Annotated in this window: 21 protein-coding genes; 11 read left to right on the top strand and 10 right to left on the bottom strand. The window is 75.0% G+C overall.

Annotated elements, in window-relative coordinates; all coding sequences use genetic code 11:
* Positions 1 to 2: 2 nt before the first annotated feature.
* Together EDC57_RS05050 and EDC57_RS05055 are read right to left on the bottom strand one after the other, a co-directional pair.
* Complete coding sequence (locus EDC57_RS05050; RefSeq protein WP_123400744.1) at positions 3 to 665, bottom strand: hypothetical protein; 663 nt, start codon at positions 663 to 665, stop codon at positions 3 to 5.
* A gap of 55 nt (positions 666 to 720) precedes the next feature.
* The gene (locus EDC57_RS05055) at positions 721 to 1,530 is read right to left on the bottom strand and encodes a cytochrome C assembly family protein (protein ID WP_123400930.1); all 810 of its coding nucleotides are present in this window, start codon (positions 1,528 to 1,530) and stop codon (positions 721 to 723) included.
* A 154-nt stretch (positions 1,531 to 1,684) separates the two neighbouring features.
* Here EDC57_RS05055 and EDC57_RS05060 point away from each other — a divergent pair, with 154 nt between their 5' ends.
* The 6 genes from EDC57_RS05060 (at position 1,685) to proB (ending at position 6,757) form a co-directional block, all read left to right on the top strand.
* On the top strand, positions 1,685 to 2,449 hold the full coding sequence (locus tag EDC57_RS05060; RefSeq protein ID WP_123400745.1) for an MBL fold metallo-hydrolase: 765 nt from the start codon (positions 1,685 to 1,687) through the stop codon (positions 2,447 to 2,449).
* Between the two features lie 43 nt (positions 2,450 to 2,492).
* A complete protein-coding gene (ffh, locus tag EDC57_RS05065) occupies positions 2,493 to 3,845 on the top strand; it encodes a signal recognition particle protein (protein WP_123400746.1) in 1,353 nt (450 codons plus the stop codon).
* A 91-nt stretch (positions 3,846 to 3,936) separates the two neighbouring features.
* A complete protein-coding gene (gene rplU, locus EDC57_RS05070; RefSeq protein WP_123400747.1) occupies positions 3,937 to 4,248 on the top strand; it encodes a 50S ribosomal protein L21 in 312 nt (103 codons plus the stop codon).
* 13 nt (positions 4,249 to 4,261) lie between these two features.
* Complete coding sequence (rpmA, locus tag EDC57_RS05075; RefSeq protein ID WP_123400748.1) at positions 4,262 to 4,519, top strand: 50S ribosomal protein L27; 258 nt, start codon at positions 4,262 to 4,264, stop codon at positions 4,517 to 4,519.
* Between the two features lie 88 nt (positions 4,520 to 4,607).
* Positions 4,608 to 5,639 (top strand): Obg family GTPase CgtA, encoded by a 1,032-nt coding sequence (cgtA, locus tag EDC57_RS05080; protein ID WP_123400749.1) that lies wholly within the window; start codon positions 4,608 to 4,610, stop codon positions 5,637 to 5,639.
* Positions 5,636 to 6,757, top strand: a complete 1,122-nt coding sequence (gene proB / locus EDC57_RS05085) for a glutamate 5-kinase (RefSeq protein WP_123400750.1) — start codon at positions 5,636 to 5,638, stop codon at positions 6,755 to 6,757. Before cgtA ends, proB begins: the two co-directional genes overlap by 4 nt.
* 69 nt (positions 6,758 to 6,826) lie before the next feature.
* On the opposite strand, the gene rpsT is transcribed toward proB, so the two are convergent.
* Positions 6,827 to 7,111: a 30S ribosomal protein S20 gene (rpsT, locus tag EDC57_RS05090; RefSeq protein WP_123400751.1), complete on the bottom strand. Its 285-nt coding sequence runs from the start codon at positions 7,109 to 7,111 to the stop codon at positions 6,827 to 6,829.
* A 105-nt stretch (positions 7,112 to 7,216) separates the two neighbouring features.
* Between rpsT and murJ the strand changes: the two genes are divergently transcribed.
* The 4 genes from murJ to lspA are packed head-to-tail and all read left to right on the top strand — an operon-like array spanning position 7,217 to position 13,127.
* The gene (gene murJ, locus EDC57_RS05095; RefSeq protein ID WP_123400752.1) at positions 7,217 to 8,758 is read left to right on the top strand and encodes a murein biosynthesis integral membrane protein MurJ; all 1,542 of its coding nucleotides are present in this window, start codon (positions 7,217 to 7,219) and stop codon (positions 8,756 to 8,758) included.
* Between the two features lie 52 nt (positions 8,759 to 8,810).
* Positions 8,811 to 9,752: a bifunctional riboflavin kinase/FAD synthetase gene (gene ribF, locus EDC57_RS05100; protein ID WP_123400753.1), complete on the top strand. Its 942-nt coding sequence runs from the start codon at positions 8,811 to 8,813 to the stop codon at positions 9,750 to 9,752.
* A gap of 33 nt (positions 9,753 to 9,785) precedes the next feature.
* Positions 9,786 to 12,605 (top strand): isoleucine--tRNA ligase, encoded by a 2,820-nt coding sequence (ileS, locus tag EDC57_RS05105; RefSeq protein WP_123400754.1) that lies wholly within the window; start codon positions 9,786 to 9,788, stop codon positions 12,603 to 12,605.
* A 60-nt stretch (positions 12,606 to 12,665) separates the two neighbouring features.
* Positions 12,666 to 13,127 carry a signal peptidase II gene (gene lspA, locus EDC57_RS05110; protein WP_123400931.1) on the top strand — a complete coding sequence of 154 codons (462 nt, stop codon included), beginning with the start codon at positions 12,666 to 12,668 and terminating at the stop codon, positions 13,125 to 13,127.
* Here lspA and ampE read toward each other — a convergent pair.
* The 6 genes from ampE to EDC57_RS13380 are packed head-to-tail and all read right to left on the bottom strand — an operon-like array spanning position 13,084 to position 16,780.
* Positions 13,084 to 13,941, bottom strand: a complete 858-nt coding sequence (gene ampE / locus EDC57_RS05115; protein WP_123400755.1) for a regulatory signaling modulator protein AmpE — start codon at positions 13,939 to 13,941, stop codon at positions 13,084 to 13,086. The two genes, lspA and ampE, sit on opposite strands and share 44 nt — an antisense overlap.
* Complete coding sequence (gene ampD, locus EDC57_RS05120) at positions 13,938 to 14,516, bottom strand: 1,6-anhydro-N-acetylmuramyl-L-alanine amidase AmpD (protein ID WP_123400756.1); 579 nt, start codon at positions 14,514 to 14,516, stop codon at positions 13,938 to 13,940. Before ampD ends, ampE begins: the two co-directional genes overlap by 4 nt.
* Positions 14,513 to 14,926: a CBS domain-containing protein gene (locus EDC57_RS05125; RefSeq protein ID WP_123400757.1), complete on the bottom strand. Its 414-nt coding sequence runs from the start codon at positions 14,924 to 14,926 to the stop codon at positions 14,513 to 14,515. The genes ampD and EDC57_RS05125 overlap by 4 nt, the downstream gene beginning before the upstream one ends.
* A gap of 13 nt (positions 14,927 to 14,939) precedes the next feature.
* Positions 14,940 to 15,290 (bottom strand): P-II family nitrogen regulator, encoded by a 351-nt coding sequence (locus tag EDC57_RS05130; RefSeq protein WP_123400758.1) that lies wholly within the window; start codon positions 15,288 to 15,290, stop codon positions 14,940 to 14,942.
* A 3-nt stretch (positions 15,291 to 15,293) separates the two neighbouring features.
* Positions 15,294 to 16,058 (bottom strand): DUF1538 domain-containing protein, encoded by a 765-nt coding sequence (locus EDC57_RS13375; protein WP_123400759.1) that lies wholly within the window; start codon positions 16,056 to 16,058, stop codon positions 15,294 to 15,296.
* Positions 16,055 to 16,780 (bottom strand): DUF1538 domain-containing protein, encoded by a 726-nt coding sequence (locus EDC57_RS13380; RefSeq protein ID WP_123400760.1) that lies wholly within the window; start codon positions 16,778 to 16,780, stop codon positions 16,055 to 16,057. The genes EDC57_RS13375 and EDC57_RS13380 overlap by 4 nt, the downstream gene beginning before the upstream one ends.
* A 101-nt stretch (positions 16,781 to 16,881) precedes the next feature.
* Between EDC57_RS13380 and nadC the strand changes: the two genes are divergently transcribed.
* Positions 16,882 to 17,718, top strand: coding sequence for a carboxylating nicotinate-nucleotide diphosphorylase (gene nadC / locus EDC57_RS05145; RefSeq protein ID WP_123400761.1), 837 nt, complete (start codon positions 16,882 to 16,884; stop codon positions 17,716 to 17,718).
* Here nadC and EDC57_RS05150 read toward each other — a convergent pair.
* The gene (locus tag EDC57_RS05150; RefSeq protein ID WP_170165040.1) at positions 17,709 to 18,116 is read right to left on the bottom strand and encodes a bacteriohemerythrin; all 408 of its coding nucleotides are present in this window, start codon (positions 18,114 to 18,116) and stop codon (positions 17,709 to 17,711) included. The genes nadC and EDC57_RS05150 overlap by 10 nt on opposite strands.
* Positions 18,117 to 18,142: the final 26 nt, after the last annotated feature.

Consider the following 18,142-nt stretch of genomic DNA (forward strand, 5'->3'; position numbering starts at 1 on the left):
GCTCAGAAGCGCCAGTCCAGGCGCAGGCGGTAGGCGGGCGCCTCGCCGCCCACGTCGCCCTCGAGGTCCAGATGCAGACCGCCCAGCCCGAGGCGGGCGCCGAGGAAGTAGCGGTCCTGCCGGGGCTGCCGCTCGCCGTCCTCGCGCAGCCACAGGCGCCCCCAGCCGGCGTAGGGCGTGACCAGGGAGAAGTCCCGGCTCACCGCGAGCTCGACGCCGCGGCTCGTGAGCTCGCCGCCGTCCGCCTCGGAGAGGCCGCCGATCCCGCCCCGCAGCGACAGTGCGAAGGTCTCGGCGCCGGGCGGGCGGAGGTGATAGCCCGCCTCCGCCCCCCAGACGCGCAGTTCCCCGCCGCCGCCCAGGAAGCCACCCAGCCGCAGGCTGGCGCGCGGGCCCGCGAGGAGCGTGAAGGCATCGCCCGTCAGCGCCGGGGCCCCGGCGTCCACCGCGGGATCCGCCTCGGGCGCGGCGGCAAGCCGCGGCGCGAGGAGCTCGGCGCCGAGTTCGAACGAGCCCGCAGGCGTTGCCTCCCCCGCGCTCGGGCGCAGGAGGAAGAGCTCGCGGGCGGCGAGGCCGTCCGCGGACAGGGGCTCGGCGGGGGCCGCCGCGGCCGCGGCGAGCAGCACGGCGGCGAGGGTGGGAAGGGCTGCGGATCGCGCCTTCATGCGGTGGATTCTAGCCCGTCCGCCGGCGGCTTCCGTGACCGGCGTCGCAGGCCCGTCATGCCGTGCGGTGGAGGACGAGCTCGAGGACCAGCTTGGAGCCGAAGTAGGCGAGGGCGAGGCTCGCGAAGCCGCCCAGGGTCCAGCGGATGGCGGTGCGCCCGCGCCAGCCGAAGCGCAGGCGGCCCGCGAGCAGCGCCCCGAAGACCAGCCAGGAGAGCAGCGAGAGCACGGTCTTGTGCACCAGGTGCTGGGCGAAGAGGTCCTCGACGAAGAAGAAGCCGGTGAGCAGGGCGAGGGTGAGGAGCGCGAATCCCACCCCGATGAACTGGAAGAGCACGCCCTCCATCACCTGCAGCGGCGGCAGCGCGCGCACCACGCCGGTGGGGCGGTGTGCGCGCAGGAGGTGGTCCTGCAGGGCCAGCAGCGCCGACTGCACCGCCGCCAGCGTGAGCACCGCGTAGGCCGCCACCGAGGCGAGGATGTGAAGGTCCAAGGCCCAGTGGCGCGAGGTGTCCAGCGGCCGGTGGGCGGGGAAGAGCAGGTCGAGCAGGAGGGCGAGTGCCGCCAGCGGCAGGATCACCGCGCCCAGGTTCTCCACCGGCCGGAACAGGGCCGCGGCCACCAGCACCCCGGCCGCGCCCCAGGCGAAGAGGGAGGCCGCATTGAAGATCCCGAGGTCGAGGCCGGTCCCGGTGGGGAGCCGCTCCAGCAGCGCCGCCCCGTGCAGGAGGAGGGCGAGCAGGGCCAGGCCCAGGATCAGCGGCCGCGGGGATTCGGCGGGCGGTCCCGCGCGGAGGAGGCGCGCCGCGAGGAGCGTTCCCGCGACCAGGTAGAGGGCGATGGCTGCGGCGGCGGTCAGGATCATGGCGTGGGTCCGGCTGCCGGTCCGCGGCATGATCGCACAGTTCGCCGAGGCGAAAAACGCCCGCCGGGGTCCGCCGCGGCTGTGATCCGCTTCCCTTCCTTGCCCCCACGCGGTGTGCAAGAATCGACGCCGGTGCGGGCGACGGAAGCCATCGATGCGACTGCAGGTGCTCGGCTGCAGCGGCGGGATCGGGCAGGGGCTGAGGACCACGGCGCTGCGCCTGGACGAGGACGTGCTCCTGGATGCGGGCACCGGCGTCGGCGAGCTCGCGCTCGAGGACCTGGCGCGCATCCGCCACGTCTTCCTGACCCACGCGCATCTGGACCACGTCGCGAGCATCCCGCTCCTCGTCGACAGCATCTTCGACCGCATCGCGGAGCCGGTGCAGGTGCACGCCCTGCCCGAGACCCTCGAGGTGCTGCGGCGGCACGTGTTCAACTGGGCGCTGTGGCCCGACTTCACGCGCCTGCCGACCCGCGCGCGCCCGGTGCTGCGGCTCCTCCCCATGCGCCACGGCGAGGTGGTCGAGCTCGGCGGGCGGCGCATCGAGATGCTGCCCGTCCGCCATAGCGTCCCCGCCGCGGGCCTGCGCATCGAGGCCGGCGGGCGGGTCCTCGCCTTCAGCGGCGACACCGGGCCCAGCGAGGCCTTCTGGGAGGCCCTGGACGCCGGTCCCGCCCTTGACGTCCTCATCGTCGAGTGCGCCTTCCCCGACCGCGACCGGGCCCTCGCCGAGCAGGCGGGCCACTACGTGCCCCGGGCGCTGGCCGCGGATCTGGCGCGGCTGCGCCACCGCCCGCGCATCCTGCTCACCCACCTCAAGCCGGGCGAGGAGGCGCGCATCGTCGAGGAGGTGCGTGCCGCGCTGCCCGGGCGGGCGGTGGAGCCGCTGCGCGCCGGCTCTCTCCTTCACCTATAATGGCGCCTCCGCAGCCACCGCATCGCCCGCCGCCGGAGGGGCCGTGTTCGACAACCTCACCCAGCGCCTGACGCGGACCCTGGACCGCCTGCGCGGCCAGGGACGCCTGACCGAGGACAACATCCGCGACACCCTGCGCGAGGTGCGCATGGCGCTGCTCGAGGCCGACGTGGCGCTGCCGGTCGTGCGCGCCTTCATCGAGCGGGTGCGCGAGCGGGCCCTGGGGCAGGAGGTGACGAGGAGCCTGACCCCCGGCCAGGCCCTGGTCAAGATCGTCCACGACGAGCTGGTGGCGGTCATGGGGGGCGCGGCCGAGGGGCTGCGCCTGGCGGTGGAGCCGCCGGCGGTGATCCTCCTCGCCGGCCTGCAGGGCGCGGGCAAGACCACCACCGCGGCCAAGCTCGCGCGCCTGCTGCGCGAGCGCGAGCGCCGCTCGGTGATGCTGGCGAGCTGCGACGTCTACCGCCCCGCCGCCATCGATCAGCTGCGCACCCTCGCCGCCGAGCTCGGGGTGCCGTTCCACGAGCCGGGCGGGACGCGTGATGCGGTCGCCATCGCCCGCGAGGCCCTGGCCGAGGCGCGCCGCCGCGTCGCCGACGTCCTCGTCGTCGACACCGCCGGCCGCCTCCACGTGGACGAGGCCATGATGGCCGAGGTGCAGGCGCTGCACGCGGCCCTGAACCCGGCCGAGACGCTGTTCGTGGTGGACGCCATGAGCGGCCAGGACGCGGCCAACGCCGCCCGCGCCTTCGGTGCCGCCCTGCCGCTCACCGGCGTGATCCTCACCAAGGCGGACGGCGACGCGCGGGGGGGCGCCGCCCTCTCGGTGCGGCACATCACCGGCCGCCCGGTCAAGTTCCTCGGCGTCGGCGAGCGCAGCGACGCCCTCGAGCCTTTCGACCCCGCGCGCATGGCCTCGCGCATCCTCGGCATGGGCGACGTCCTCAGCCTCGTGGAGGAGGTCCAGCGCAAGGTCGACCGCGACAAGGCCGAGAAGCTCGCGCGCAAGGTGCGCAAGGGCGAGGGCTTCGACCTCGAGGACTTCCGCGACCAGCTCGAGCAGATGAGCCGCATGGGCGGCGTGGCGGCACTGCTGGACAAGCTCCCGGGGGCGGCCTCGCTGCCCGAGGGGGTGCGGGCGCAGATGGATGACCGCGAGCTGCGGCGCGTCATCGCCATCATCAACTCCATGACCCCGCGCGAGCGGCGCCGGCCCGACATCATCAACGGCTCGCGCAAGCGGCGCATCGCCGCCGGCTCGGGGACGCGCGTGCAGGACGTCAACCGGCTGCTGAAGCAGTTCCACCAGGCGCAGAAGCTGATGAAGCGCATGCGCCGCAAGGGCGGCATGCGCAACCTGCTGCGGGGGCTGGGGCCGGGGCTGCCGCCCCTGTGAGCTTCGTTTGACCCGCGCCCGGCGCGGCCGCTAGAATTCCGCTTTTCCGTGGTTTGGCATGGGACCCAGTTCTTCCAAGGGGCGACGGACGATGTATGCGGTGATTCAGACCGGAGGCAAGCAGTACCGGGTGCGCGAGGGCGAGCGGCTGCGTGTGGAGCGGCTTGCGGTCGAGCCCGGCGCCGAGGTGACCTTCGACCGGGTGCTCATGGTCTGCGACGGCGGGGAGGTGCGGGTCGGTGCCCCCTTCGTCGAGGGCGGCCGGGTGCGGGCCACGGTGCAGGCGCACGGGCGCGGGCCCAAGATCCGCATCATCAAGCTCAAGCGGCGCAAGCACCACATGAAGCGGATGGGCCACCGGCAGGACTACACCGAGGTGCGCATCACCGGCATCGAGGTCTGAGGGGAGAGCACCCATGGCGCACAAGAAGGCAGGCGGCAGCACGCGCAACGGCCGCGACTCCATCAGCAAGCGGCTCGGCGTCAAGCGCTTCGGCGGCGAGCGGGTGGCGGCGGGCAACATCATCGTCCGCCAGCGCGGCACGCGCTTCCATCCGGGCCGCAACGTCGGCTGCGGCCGCGACTACACCCTCTACGCCAAGGCCGACGGCCGCGTCGTGTTCGAGGTCAAGGGGCCGCGCAACCGCAAGTACGTGAGCGTCGTCCCGGAGTGATCCCGCCCGCACCGCGCGGCGCGAGAGGCCCCGCGGTGCGGGGCCTTTTCGTATCCCGGGCGGTGGAGGGGCGGCCGGGGGCCGTGGCATGAAGTTCGTCGACGAGGTCACCATCCGGGTCGAGGCCGGCGACGGCGGCGACGGCTGCGTCAGCTTCCGCCGCGAGCGCTTCATCCCCCGCGGCGGCCCCGACGGCGGCGACGGGGGCGACGGCGGCAGCGTCTACCTGGTGGCGGATCCCGACCTCAACACCCTCGCCGACTTTCGCCACCAGCGCCGCTTCCGCGCCGAGCGGGGCGGCAACGGCAGCGGCCGCAACTGCACCGGGCGCAGCGGCGCCGACCTCGAGATCGCGGTCCCGGTGGGGACGGTGGTCCACGACGAGGACACGGGCGAGCTCATCGGCGACCTGGTCGCTCCCGGCCAGCGCCTGCTGGTGGCCCGCGGCGGCCGCCGCGGGCTCGGCAACACCCGCTTCAAGAGCAGCACCAACCGGGCACCGCGCGAGGCCACCAAGGGCACGCCCGGGGAGCGCCGCACGCTGCGCCTCGAGCTTCGCGTCCTCGCCGACGTCGGGCTGCTGGGCAAGCCCAACGCCGGCAAGTCGACCCTGCTCCGGGCGCTCTCCGCGGCGCGCCCCCGGGTCGCCGACTACCCCTTCACCACCCTCCACCCCCACCTCGGCGTGGTGCGCGTCGATCCCCGCCGCAGCTTCGTCATGGCCGACATCCCGGGGCTGATCGAGGGTGCGGCCGAGGGCGCGGGGCTCGGCATCCGCTTCCTGCGGCACGTGGCGCGCACCCGGATCCTGCTCCACCTCGTGGACATCGGCACCCAGGACGAGGCCGCGGCGGCGGCGGACGCCGTGGCCGTCGCCGCCGAGCTTGCCCGCTTCGACCCCGCGCTCGCGGCGCGCGAGCGCTGGCTGGTGCTGACCAAGACCGACCTCCTCGACGCCGAGACCGCGGCGGCGCGGGCCCGGGCGCTGGGTGCGCGCCTCGGCTGGCGCGGGCCCGTGTTCGCGGTCTCCGGGGCCACAGGGGCGGGGACGCGGGCGCTGGCCGAGGCGGTCATGGCCCGGCTCGAGGCCCTGGCCGGCCGGGCGGAGGCCGAGGCATGAACCGGGCCGCCCTGCGCAACGCCCGCCGCTGGGTGGTCAAGATCGGCAGCGCGCTGCTCACCGCCGACGGCCGCGGCCTCGACGGTGCGACCCTGGCCCGCTTCGCCGGCGAGGTGGCGGCCCTGTGGGAGGCCGGGCGGGAGGTGGTGGTGGTCTCCTCGGGGGCGGTGGCCGCGGGCATGAGCCGGCTCGGCTGGCGCAGCCGCCCGCACGAGCTGCACCGCCTTCAGGCCGCCGCGGCGGTGGGGCAGGCCGCCCTGGTCCAGGCCTGGGAGGCCCACCTGCAGGCCCGCGGCCGCCACACCGCGCAGGTGCTGCTGACCCACGCCGACCTCGCCGACCGCCGCCGCTACCTCAACGCCCGCAGCACCCTGCGCACGCTGCTCGCCCTCGGTGTCGTGCCGGTGGTCAACGAGAACGACACCGTGGCGGTGGACGAGATCCGCCTCGGCGACAACGACAACCTCGCCGCGCTGGTGGCCAACCTGGTGGAGGCCGAGGTGCTGGTGATCCTCACCGACCAGGAGGGGCTGCACGAGCGCGACCCGCGCCGCGACCCCCAGGCCCCGGTGGTGGAGGAGCGTGCGGTGGGGGATCCCGCCCTCGACGCCATGGCCTCGGGCGACGGCGGCGCCCTCGGCCGCGGCGGCATGGCGACCAAGCTCGCCGCCGCCCGTCGCGCCGCCCGCTCCGGGACCGCCACGGTGATCGCCAGCGGCCGCCGCGAGGGGGTCCTGCGCGCCGTCGCCGCGGGCGAGCGGATCGGCACCCTGCTGGTGCCGGACCAGGAGCCGGTGGCGGCGCGCAAGCGCTGGCTCGCGGGGCAGCTCCGGGTCGCCGGGCGGCTGCACCTCGACGCCGGCGCCGTGCGGGTGCTGCGGGAGGCGGGGCGCAGCCTCCTGCCCGTGGGGGTGCACGGGGTGGAGGGGCGGTTCCGGCGCGGCGAGCTGGTGGCCTGCCTCGACCCCGAGGGGCGCGAGGTGGCGCGGGGGCTGGTCAACTACGACGCCGACGAGGTGCGCCGGATCATGGGGCAGCCGAGCTCGCGCATCGAGGCCATCCTGGGCTACGTGGACGAGCCCGAGCTCATCCACCGCGACAACCTCGTCCTCGTCTGAGGGGGGCCAAAGCAAGCCGCCCGCACCGGCGCGCGGTGCGGGCGGGCGCGGCGGCGAGGCGTGGGCGGCTCAGGCGCCGGCCGACTGCTGCTCGCCGAGGGCCTTGATGTGGCGGTTGAGCCGGCTCTTGTGACGGGCCGCCTTGTTCTTGTGGATCAGCCCCTTGGCCGCCATGCGGTCGATCACGGGCACCGCCGCCCGGTAGGCCTCGCGGGCGCGCTCGAGGTCGCCGGCCTGGACGGCGCGGTAGACCTTCTTGATGTAGGTGCGGACCATCGAGCGCAGGCTGGCGTTGTGCCGGCGGCGCTTCTCCGCCTGGCGGGCGCGCTTTCTCGCTGACCGGGTGTTGGCCAAGGCCGTCTCTCCTGCTGGTCGTCCCGAACGAAAGGCCGCATACTATGCGGATTCTCCCGGGCCGTGTCAACGCGCGCGAGGGGCGCGCAGGGGGATCGCTCGCCGGTGGGACGGGATCTTGCGCGCTCCACCGCCGTGGTGGGGGGGATGACGCTCATCTCGCGCGTGCTGGGGTTCGCGCGCGACGTCACCATCGCGGCCCTGTTCGGCGCCGGTCCGGCCACCGACGCCTTCTTCGTCGCCTTCAAGATCCCCAACTTCTTCCGCCGCATGTTCGCCGAGGGGGCCTTCTCGCAGGCCTTCGTGCCGGTGCTGGCGGAGTACCGCACGCACCGGCCCGAGGCGGTGCGGGCGCTGGTGGGGCGCGTCGCCGGCACCCTGGGGGCCTTTCTCCTCGCGCTGACGGTGCTGGCGCTGGTGGCGGCGCCGGCGGTGGTGGCGCTCTTCGCGCCGGGCTTTGCCGCCGACCCCGGGCGGCGCGGGCTCGCCGCCGCGCTCCTGCGCCTGACCTTTCCCTACCTACCCCTCATCGCCCTCACGGCCCTCGCCGCCGGGGTCCTCAACACCTGGGGCCGCTTCGCGGTGCCCGCGGCGACGCCGGTGCTGCTCAACCTCTCGCTGATCGGCTCGGCGCTGCTCCTTGCGCCGCGGCTCGACCCCCCGGTGGCGGCGCTCGCCGTGGGCGTGCTCCTCGCCGGCCTCACCCAGCTCGCCTTCCAGCTGCCCTTTCTCGCCCGCCTCGGCCTCCTCGCCTGGCCGCGGCCGGCGCCCCGCGACCCCGGGGTGCGGCGCATCGTCCGCCTCATGGGCCCGGCCCTCTTCGGCGCCTCGGTGACCCAGATCAACCTCCTCGTGGACACCCTGATCGCCTCCTTCCTCGTCGCCGGCAGCATCTCCTGGCTCTACTACGCCGACCGCCTGGTGGAGTTCCCGCTGGGCGTCTTCGGCATCGCCCTGGCCACGGTGGTGCTGCCGCAGCTCGCCCGCCACCACGCCGCCGGCCGCGCCGACGCCTACGGCGCCACCCTGGACTGGGCGCTGCGCTGGGTCGCGCTGATCACGGTGCCTGCGGCGGCGGGGCTGGCGGCGCTGGCGGGCCCGATGCTCGCGACCCTTTTCCAGTACCGGGCCTTCGGCGGGCAGGACGTGGAGATGGCGGCGCGGGCACTGGTGGCCTATGCCGCGGGGCTGCCGGGCTTCGTCCTCGTCAAGGTGGCGGCACCGGGCTTCTACGCCCGCCAGGACACGCGCACGCCGGTGCGGGTGGCGCTGGTGGCGGTGGCGGTGAATCTCGCCCTCAGCCTCGCCCTGGTGCTGCCCCTGGCCCACGCCGGGCTGGCCGCGGCGACCTCGGCCGCGGCCAGCGTCAACGGGCTCGCCCTGGTGTGGCTGCTGCGCCGCCAGGGGCACTACCGGCCGGGCCCGGGCTGGCGGCGCCTGGGGCTGCAGGTGGCGGCGGCGACGGCGGCGATGACGGGGGTGGTGGCGGCCGGCGCCGGACCGCTCGAGGCGTGGCTCGCCCTGGATGCGGGCGGGCGGGCGCTGCGCCTCGCCCTCTGGATCGGGCTCGGGGCCGCGGTCTACGGCCTCGTGCTGTGGGTCCTGGGGCTTCGGCCGGCGGCGCTGCGCGCCCCCGCGGCGGCCTGAAGCGGCCCGCGAACTCCCGTATAATCGGCCCCTTTCCGGTCGCGGCGGTGCCATGGAACTCATACGCGGACACTACAGCCTGCGTCCCCGGCACCGGGGGTGCGTCGCCACCATCGGCAAGTTCGACGGCGTCCACCTGGGCCACCAGGCGGTGCTCGGGCAGGTGGCGGAGAAGGCGGCGGAGCTGGGGCTGCCCGCGGTGGTGGTCACCTTCGAGCCGCTGCCCGAGGAGTACTTCGCGCCCGGCGAGGCGCCGCCGCGGCTCACCACCCTGCGGGAGAAGCTCAAGGCGCTGGCGCGCTTCGGCGTGCAGCGGGTGCTGTGCCTGCGCTTCAACCCGGGCCTTGCGGCGATGGAGGCGGAGGCCTTCATCGACGAGGTGCTGGTGGCGGGACTGGGGGTGCGCTACCTGGTGGTGGGCGACGACTTCCGCTTCGGCCGCGGCCGGCGTGGCGACTTCGCCATGCTGGAGCGGGCGGGGGCGCGGCACGGCTTCGCCGTGGCGCGGATGCACACGGTGCAGCTCGGCGGGCGGCGGGTGAGCTCGACGCGGGTGCGCGAGGCCCTCGCCGCCGGCGACATGGAGCTTGTGCAGGAGCTGCTGGGGCGGCCCTACCGCATCAGCGGCCGGGTCATGCCCGGGGACCGGCGCGGGCGCAGCATCGGCTTCCCCACCGCGAACGTGCCGCTGCGGCGCAAGGTGGCCCCGCTGCGGGGCGTCTACGCGGTGGAGGTCTTCGGCCTCGAGCACGAGCCGCTGTCGGGGGTGGCCAACGTCGGCAGCCGGCCCACGGTGGGCGGCGGCGCGGTGCTGCTGGAGGTGCATCTGTTCGACTTCGCCGGCGACATCTACCGGCGGGTCATCCACGTGGACTTCCTGCACAAGCTGCGCGAGGAGCGCCGCTTCGCCTCGCTGGCGGCGCTCAAGGCGCAGATCGCGCAGGACGCCCGGCAGGCGCGGGCCTACCTCGCGGCGGTGCGGGCGGGGGCCTGAGCGGGCCGGACGAACCCGGGAGAAGAGGGGCCGATGGCGGACTACAAGGACACGCTGAACCTTCCCAGGACCGAATTCCCCATGCGCGCCAACCTGCCGCGGCGCGAGCCCGAGATCCTCGCGCGCTGGGAGGCGATGGGGCTGTATGCGCGCGTGCGCGAGGCGCGGCGGGGGCGGCCGAAGTTCATCCTCCACGACGGGCCGCCCTACGCCAACGGCGCGATCCATATCGGCCACGCCGTGAACAAGGTCCTCAAGGACATCATCAACAAGTCGCGCCTGCTCGCCGGCTACGACGTCCCCTACGTGCCGGGCTGGGACTGCCACGGCCTGCCCATCGAGCTGCACGTGGAGCGCGAGATCGGCAAGGCGGGCGAGGCGGTGGATCCCCGCACCTTCCGCCGGGCCTGCCGCGCCTACGCCGCCGAGCAGGTGGAGCGGCAGAAGCGCGACTTCAAGCGCCTCGGCGTCTTCGGCGACTGGGAGCGGCCCTATCTCACCATGGATTTCCGCTGCGAGGCCGACATCGTGCGCGCGCTCGGGCGCGTCATCGCCAACGGCCACGTGGTGCGCGGCGCCAAGCCCGTGCACTGGTGCGCCGAGTGCCGCTCGGCCCTCGCGGAGGCGGAGGTGGAGTACGAGGAGCGCACCTCGCCCGCCATCGACGTGCGCTTCGCCGCCGTCGATGCGGCGGCCTTCGCCGCGCGCTGCGGCGCCGTCGACGAGGAGGCGCCGCTCGCGGTGCCCATCTGGACCACCACCCCCTGGACCCTGCCCGCCAATCAGGCGGTGGCGCTGCACCCCGAGGTGGACTACGTCCTCGTCGCGGCCGAGATCGGCGGGCGGCGCGAGCGGCTGCTCCTCGCCGAGGCCCTGGCCGGCGCGGCGCTCGCACGCTACGGCGCCGACCGCCACGAGGTCCTCGGACGCTGCAAGGGGGCGGCGCTGGAGGGGCTGCGCCTGCGTCACCCCTTCCAGGCGCGCGAGGTCCCGGTGATCCTCGGCGAGCACGTCACCGTGGAGGCCGGCACCGGCGCGGTGCACACCGCCCCGGGCCACGGCCAGGAGGACTTCGAGGTGGGCCGGCGCTACGGCCTGCCGGTGGACAACCCGGTGGGCGACGACGGCCGCTTCCTCCCCGGCACGGAGCTCTTCGCCGGCGAGTTCGTCTTCGAGGCCAACGACCACGTGGTGGAGGTCCTGCGCGCGCGCGGCGCGCTCCTGGCCCACGAGCCGATCCGGCACAGCTACCCGCACTGCTGGCGCCACAAGACGCCCATCATCTTCCGCGCCACGCCGCAGTGGTTCATCGCCATGGACCGCAAGGGGCTGCGCGAGGCCGCCCTCGAGGCCATCCGCGGGGTGCGCTGGACCCCGGCCTGGGGCGAGTCGCGCATCGCCTCCATGGTGGCGACGCGCCCGGACTGGTGCATCTCGCGCCAGCGCTCCTGGGGCGTGCCCATCGCGCTCTTCGTCCACCGCGAGCACGGCGCGCTCCATCCGCGCACCCCGGAGCTCATCGAGGCCGTCGCGCGGCGCATCGAGGAGGCCGGCATCGACGCCTGGTACGACCTCGACCCGGCGGAGCTGCTGGGCGAGGAGGCGGCGGACTACGTCAAGGTGGACGACGCCCTCGACGTCTGGTTCGACTCCGGCGTCACCCACTACACGGTGCTGGAGCAGCGCGAGGAGCTGGGCTTCCCGGCCGATCTCTACCTCGAGGGCTCGGACCAGCACCGCGGCTGGTTCCAGAGCTCGCTCCTCGCCTCGGTGGCGATGAACGGCGTCGCCCCCTACCGCGGGGTCCTCACCCACGGCTTCACCGTGGACGCCCAGGGGCGCAAGATGTCCAAGTCCCTGGGCAACGTCATCGCCCCCCAGGCGGTCATGGACCGCCTCGGTGCCGATGTGCTGCGGCTGTGGGTGGCGGCCACCGACTACCGCGGCGACATGGGGGTCTCGGACGAGATCCTCGACCGCATGGCCGATGCCTACCGGCGCATCCGCAACACCGCGCGCTTCCTCCTCGGCAACCTCCACGACTTCGACCCCGCGCGCGACGCGGTGCCGGTGGCCGAGCTCGTGGCCCTCGACCGCTGGGCCCTGGAGCGCACCCGCGCCCTGCAGGAGGAGGTGGTGCGGGCCTACGAGGCCTACGAGTTCCACCACATCTACCAGCGCGTGCACAACTTCTGCACCGTCGATCTGGGCAGCTTCTACCTCGACGTGCTCAAGGACCGCCTCTACACGGCGAAGGCCGCCGGGCACGCCCGCCGCTCGGCGCAGACCGTCCTTCACCACATCGCCGAGGCCATGGTGCGGTGGCTCGCGCCGATCCTGAGCTTCACCGCCGAGGAGATCTGGCACCACCTGCCGGGCGAGCGCGCCGAGAGCGTCTTCCTCGCCACCTGGCACGAGATCCCCGTGGGACCGGCCGCCGACGAGGCCCTCGGCGAGCGGCTGTGGCAGGAGGTGCTGGCGCTGCGGGACGAGGTGGCGCGGGCCATCGAGCGGGCGCGCAACGCCGACGAGGTGGGCTCCTCGCTGGAGGCCGAGGTGGATCTCTACCTCGCCCCCGAGCGGCTGGAGCGGCTGGCCCCGGCCGGCGACGAGCTGCGCTTCGCCTTCCTGGTCTCGGCGCTGCGCCTGCATCCCCTGGAGCAGGCCCCCGACGAGGCCGCGCCCGGCGCGCTGGCGGGCGTGCGGGTGCACGTGCGGCGAAGCCCCCACCCCAAGTGCGTGCGCTGCTGGCACCGGCGGCCCGACGTGGGGGCCGATCCGGCCCACCCGGCGCTGTGCGGGCGCTGCGTGGAGAACGTCGCCGGCGCCGGCGAGCGGCGCCGCGTGGCCTGAGGCGCGGCGGCGCCCGTGACCTGGAGCGGCGAGCGCATCCTGTGGCTTGCCACCGCGGCCATGGTGGTGCTGCTGGACCAGGCCGCCAAGGTGCTGGCGACGCTGCTGCTCGCGCCCGGCGAGGCGGTGGCGGTGGCGCCGGTGCTGAACCTCGTCCTCGTCCGCAACGAGGGGGCGGCCTTCTCGCTGCTGCGCGAGGCCGGCGGCTGGCAGCGCTGGCTCCTCGCCGCGGTGGCGGCGGCGGTCTCGCTCCTGCTCCTGCGCTGGCTGCTGCGGCTCGAGGCGGGGCACAGGGCCGAGGGGCTGGGGCTTGCGCTGGTCCTCGGCGGCGCCGTCGGCAACCTCGCCGACCGGCTCCGTCTGGGGCACGTCGTGGACTTCCTGGACCTGCACTGGCGGGGCTGGCACTGGCCGGCCTTCAACCTCGCCGACGCCGCCATCACCGCCGGCGTGGCGGTGCTGTTGGGGTGCGAGCTCTTCAGGCGATCCAGCCGCCGAGGGTCAGCAGCGCCACCGCCGTGACCCAGACCACGACGGCCCGGCGCACGAGGTCGCGGGCGCGCCGCACGGCCTCGGCCGAGGGGTCCGCCGTCACCTCGCCGTCGTCGCCCACGAGGCCGAGGGCGCCGCGCCCGGTGCAGACCAGCAGCTCCTCGGTGGCCCCGCGTCCCGGGTCGGCGCTGCGGCGGGCGAAGCAGCGCCACCCCGCCAGGGTCTCGTCGAAGCTGCCGGCGAGGGCGTAGGCGAGGGCGGTGCCCCGCGCCGGCAGCCAGTCCAGCAGCCACAGGAGCCGCCGCGCGGCCTCGCGCACCTCGGCCCCGGCGGTCCCGTCCGGCGCGCGCAGCGCGAGCCACCAGGCGCAGCGGTAGAGGGCCGCGCCCACCGGGCCGAGGACGAGGAACCAGAGCAGGGGCGCGAACAGCCGTCGCACCGCCTCCACCAGGATCGTGTCCGCGACCGTCGCCTGCGGCAGGTCCCGCCCGAGCGCGGCGGCGGCCTCGGCGGCCCCCGCCTCGTCGCCGCAGGCGCGCGCCGCGAGCCAGCCGTCCACCTCGCGCCAGAGCGGGCCGGGTCCGAGGGCGAGGGCGAGGACGAGGGCGGCGAGGAGGAGGGAGGCGAGCCCGCCGAGGAGCCCCGCGAGCAGCCACTGTGCAAGCCCCACCGCGAGGGGCAGGGGCAGGACCAGGAGCACGGCGCGGGCGGTGGGGTCCGCCGGCCACGGCAGGCGCGCCGCGGCGCCGGCGGCGGCCGCGAGCGGGACGCGCTCGCGCCAGGCGGGCAGCCGCAGCGACCAGGCATCCGCGGCCAGGGCGGCGAGCAGGGCGATGAGGTTCATGCGACGCTCCCCTCCACGTCCAGGGCGCGGCGCACCCGCACCCAGTCGAAGCCGGCGCCCGGGTCGCGCTTGCGCCCCGGCGCGATGTCGGCGTGGCCCACGATCCGGTCCGCGGTGAGGGCGGGCCATGCCCGGCGCAGGCCGGCGAGGACCGCCTCCAGGGTGTGGTACTGGACGGGCTCGAAGGGGCCCTCCTCCGGGCCCTCCAGCTCGATCCCCACCGAGTAGTCGTTGCAGCGCGGGCGGCCGCGGAAGGCGGACTCGCCCGCGTGCCAGGCCCGCTCGTGCAGGGACACGTACTGGGTCAGGCCGCCGTCGCGGTGGATGAGCAGGTGCGCCGAGACCCGCAGGTGGGCGACGGCGGCGAAGTAGGGATGGGCCGCCGGGTCGAGGCGGTTGGTGAAGAGGCGGTCGATCCAGGGGCCCCCGTACTGGCCCGGCGGGAGGCTGATGGCGTGGATCACCACCAGCTCCACGTCGCACCCGGGCGGGCGCGCGTCGCGGTTGGGGCTCGGCAGCCAGCGGGCGCCGGCGACGCGGCCGCTGGCGCGGTCCACCTCGCCGAACCGGCTCACCGCGCCGCCGCCGGGCCCATGCCGCGCAGGACGAGGTCCAGGAAGGTCACGAGGCCCACCACCTCGCCGCCCTCCACCACCGGCGCCTGGGAGATGCGGAAGCGGTCGAAGAGCCGCGCGCAGTAGCGGATGTTCATGTCGGCGTCCACGGTCAGGACCGGCTTGGCCATGACCTCGTAGACGTTGACCCGCTCGGGGGCGCGGTCGGGGGCGAGCACCTTGCGCGCGATGTCGGAGGCGAGCAGCAGCCCGTACTCGTCGTCCGGGTGGCGCTTCTTCACCACCAGCGCGGTGAGCCCGCGGCGCTGCATCCGCTCCAGCGCCGCGGCCACCGTCTCCATCCCGTCGACCCAGTCGAACTCGCGGTGCATGACGTCGCGTACGCGCACCAGTCTCTCCTCGCGCTCCATGGCCGTGCCCCCCTCAGATCCGCTCCTCCACCACCTGCGACAGCGCGCTCACCTGGTGGCTCACCCCCACCGCATCCTCCACGTCCAGGAGGAAGGCGATGCCCGTGCCGGGCTTGCTGTCGAACTCGCCGACGCGGGCGATGGTCTCGAGGATCTTCCGCGCCAGGTGCTCCTCCACGAGGAAGAGGACGGCGTCGCGCTGGGTCTCCAGGCTCAGCCCGAAGAAGGTCTTGGGCTGGCGCAGCCCCTCGCCGCGGGCGTTGGCGATGACCGTGCAGCCGGTGGCGCCGGCCTCGCGCGCCGCCTCCATCACCTCGTCGGTCTTGTGGTCCTCCACCAGCGCGATGATGAGCTTGAAGTGCATGGCTCAGCTCCTCCCCGGGCCGCGTCCTCGCGCCCGCCAGGCGCTGAGCTGAGCGTAGCCCATGACCGTGATCATCGGGAACAGGCTGGCGAAGGCGATGAGGCCGAAGCCGTCGAGCAGCGGGCTGCGCCCGGGGACGTTGGAGGCGAGCCCGAGGCCGAGGGCGGCCACCAGAGGGACGGTCACGGTGGAGGTGGTCACGCCCCCCGAGTCGTAGGCCAGCGGCACGATCATGCGCGGGGCGTAGAGCGTCTGCACCACCACCACGATGTAGCCGGCGATGATGTAGTGGTGCAGCGGCGTGCCGGTGACGATGCGCAGGGTGCCCACGGCGAGCCCGGCCGCCACCCCGAGGGCGACCGCGACCCGCAGGCCCGTCACCCCGACGGCGCCGCCCGAGACCTCCCGCGCCTTGATCGCCACCGCCAGCAGCGCCGGCTCGGCCAGGGTGGTGGCGAAGCCGATGGCGGCGGCGAAGGCGTAGACCGGCCAGTAGCGCCACCACGCCGCCGCCTCGCCGCCGAGGAGGCGGGGATCGGTGAGCTGCGCCGCCATGGTGCGGCCGAGGGGGAACAGCGCCTGTTCGAGCCCCACGAGGAAGAGGCTCATGCCCACCATCACCCACAGGGTGCCGAGGAGGATGCGGCGCGGGTTGGGCAGCGGGCGGCGCAGCACCGCGAGCTGGAAGAAGGCCAGGATCACGGCGATGGGGGCGACGTCGCGCAGGGTGCCGAGGAGCGCGCCGCCGAGGTCTGCAACCCAGCTCATCCCACCAGCATCCCGTAGCCCATGACGAAGATCATGGGCGTGAGCGAGGCGAAGGCGATGAGGCCGAAGCCGTCCACCAGGGCGTTGCGGCCGCGGATGCTGGAGGCGAGGCCCACCCCCAGCGCCGTCACCAGCGGCACCGTGATGGTGGAGGTGGTCACACCCCCCGAGTCGTAGGCGATGCCGATGATCTCGGGCGGGGCGAAGGCGGTCATGACCACGACGAGGACGTAGCCTGCGGCGATCATGCGGTGGATGGGCCAGCCGCGCAGGATGCGCAGCACGCCGAGGACGAGGGCGACCCCCACCGAGAGCGCCACCGTCAGGCGCAGGCCGAGGGCGTAGCGGGCCTGGGCCTGCGCGCTGCCCTCGATGTGGCCCTCGGCCGCGGCCACCTTCGCGGCCTCGCCGGCGATGGCGATGAGGGCGGGCTCGGCCACGGTGGTGCCGAAGCCGAGGCAGAAGGCGAAGGCGAGCAGGGCGCCGAGGCCGCCGCGGCGGGCGAAGGCGTAGGCCATGGACTCGCCGAGGGGGAAGAGGCCGATCTCGAGGCCGCGCACGAAGAGCGCCAGTCCCGCGGCCACCAGGAGGGTCCCGCCGAGGAGGCGGCCGAGGTCGGGCAGCGGCTGGCGCAGCACCACGAGCTGGAAGAAGGCGACGACGGCGACGATGGGGACGAGGTCGCGCAGCGCCGCCCCCAGGGCCCGGATCGATCCCCCCATACCCCTCCCTCGCTGCAGGCCGCAAGCGGCGCACCACGTTACCGGAAAGGCGGGCGGCTGTTAAGATCGGGCGCCTTGGCCGCGAGGAGAGGGGGACGAGGATGGTGCCAGGGCCGGATCCCGAGGCGGTGGCCGCCAACGTGGCCGCGGCGCTGGCCGAGGACGTGGGGCCGGGCGACCGCACCGCGGCGCTGCTGGATGCCGGCGTGCGCCTCGCCGCGGCGGTGGTCTGCCGCGAGGAGGCGGTGGTCTGCGGCCGCCCCTGGTTCGACGCCGTCTTCGCCCGCCTCGACCCGGCCGTCGCGGTGCGCTGGCGCGTGGCGGAGGGCGAGCGGGTGGGGCCGGGGACGGTGCTGTGCGAGCTCGAGGGGCCGGCGGCCCCGCTGCTCACCGGCGAGCGCACGGCCCTCAACTTCCTCCAGACCCTCTCCGGCACGGCCACCGTGACGCGCCGCTACGTCGACGCGGTGGCCGGCACGGGGGTGCGCATCCTGGACACCCGCAAGACCCTGCCCGGCCTGCGCGCGGCGCAGAAGTACGCCGTGCGCGCCGGCGGCGGCCACAACCACCGCATGGGCCTCTACGACGCCGTCCTCGTCAAGGAGAACCACATCGCCGCCCTCGGCTCGGTGGCCGAGGCGGTGCGCCGCGCCCTGGCGCGCAACCCCGGGCTCGAGGTGGAGGTGGAGGTGGAGGATCTCGGCCAGCTCGAGGAGGCGGTCGCCGCCGGCGCCCGCCGGGCGCTCCTCGACAACTTCCCGCTGGAGGGGCTGCGGGAGGCGGTGCGCATTGCGCGCGGGCGCTGCCGCCTGGAGGCCTCGGGGGACGTCACCCTCGAGCGCGTGCGCGCCGTGGCCGAGACCGGCGTCGACGACATCTCCGTCGGCGCCCTCACCAAGCATGTGCGCGCGGTGGACCTCTCGCTGCGCTACCGGTGAGCGTCGGCGCGAAGCGCCGCGGCGAGCGGGCGGTCGCTCTCGAGGATGTGGTCGTCGAGCCAGTGGTGGAGGAAAGAGGCCAGCGGCGCCGGGTCCGGGTGGGGCTCGCGCGCCAGCTCCGCGCGCAGGTGCTCCAGCTCGTGGATCAGGTGGTCGTGCTGGAAGCGGTGCTGGACCTCGTCGGCATGGCCGAGCCGGTCCATCTCGCGCTCCTCCTTGTGGAAGTGGAGGCGGGCGTGGCGGATGAGCTCGTCGGCGACGGCGAGCACCTGCGCCGGGGCGGTGTCGCCCGAGGCGGCGGCGAAGAGCCGGTCGGCGAGGCGGCGCAGGATCGCGTGGTCGCGGTCCATCCAGGCGATGCCGACGCGCCAGTCCGGGCGCCAGGGGATCTCCGTCACGACGCCTCCTTCCCCGCCTGCAGCGG

It is taken from the genome of Inmirania thermothiophila, assembly GCF_003751635.1.
Taxonomy (GTDB): Bacteria; Pseudomonadota; Gammaproteobacteria; order DSM-100275; family DSM-100275; genus Inmirania; species Inmirania thermothiophila.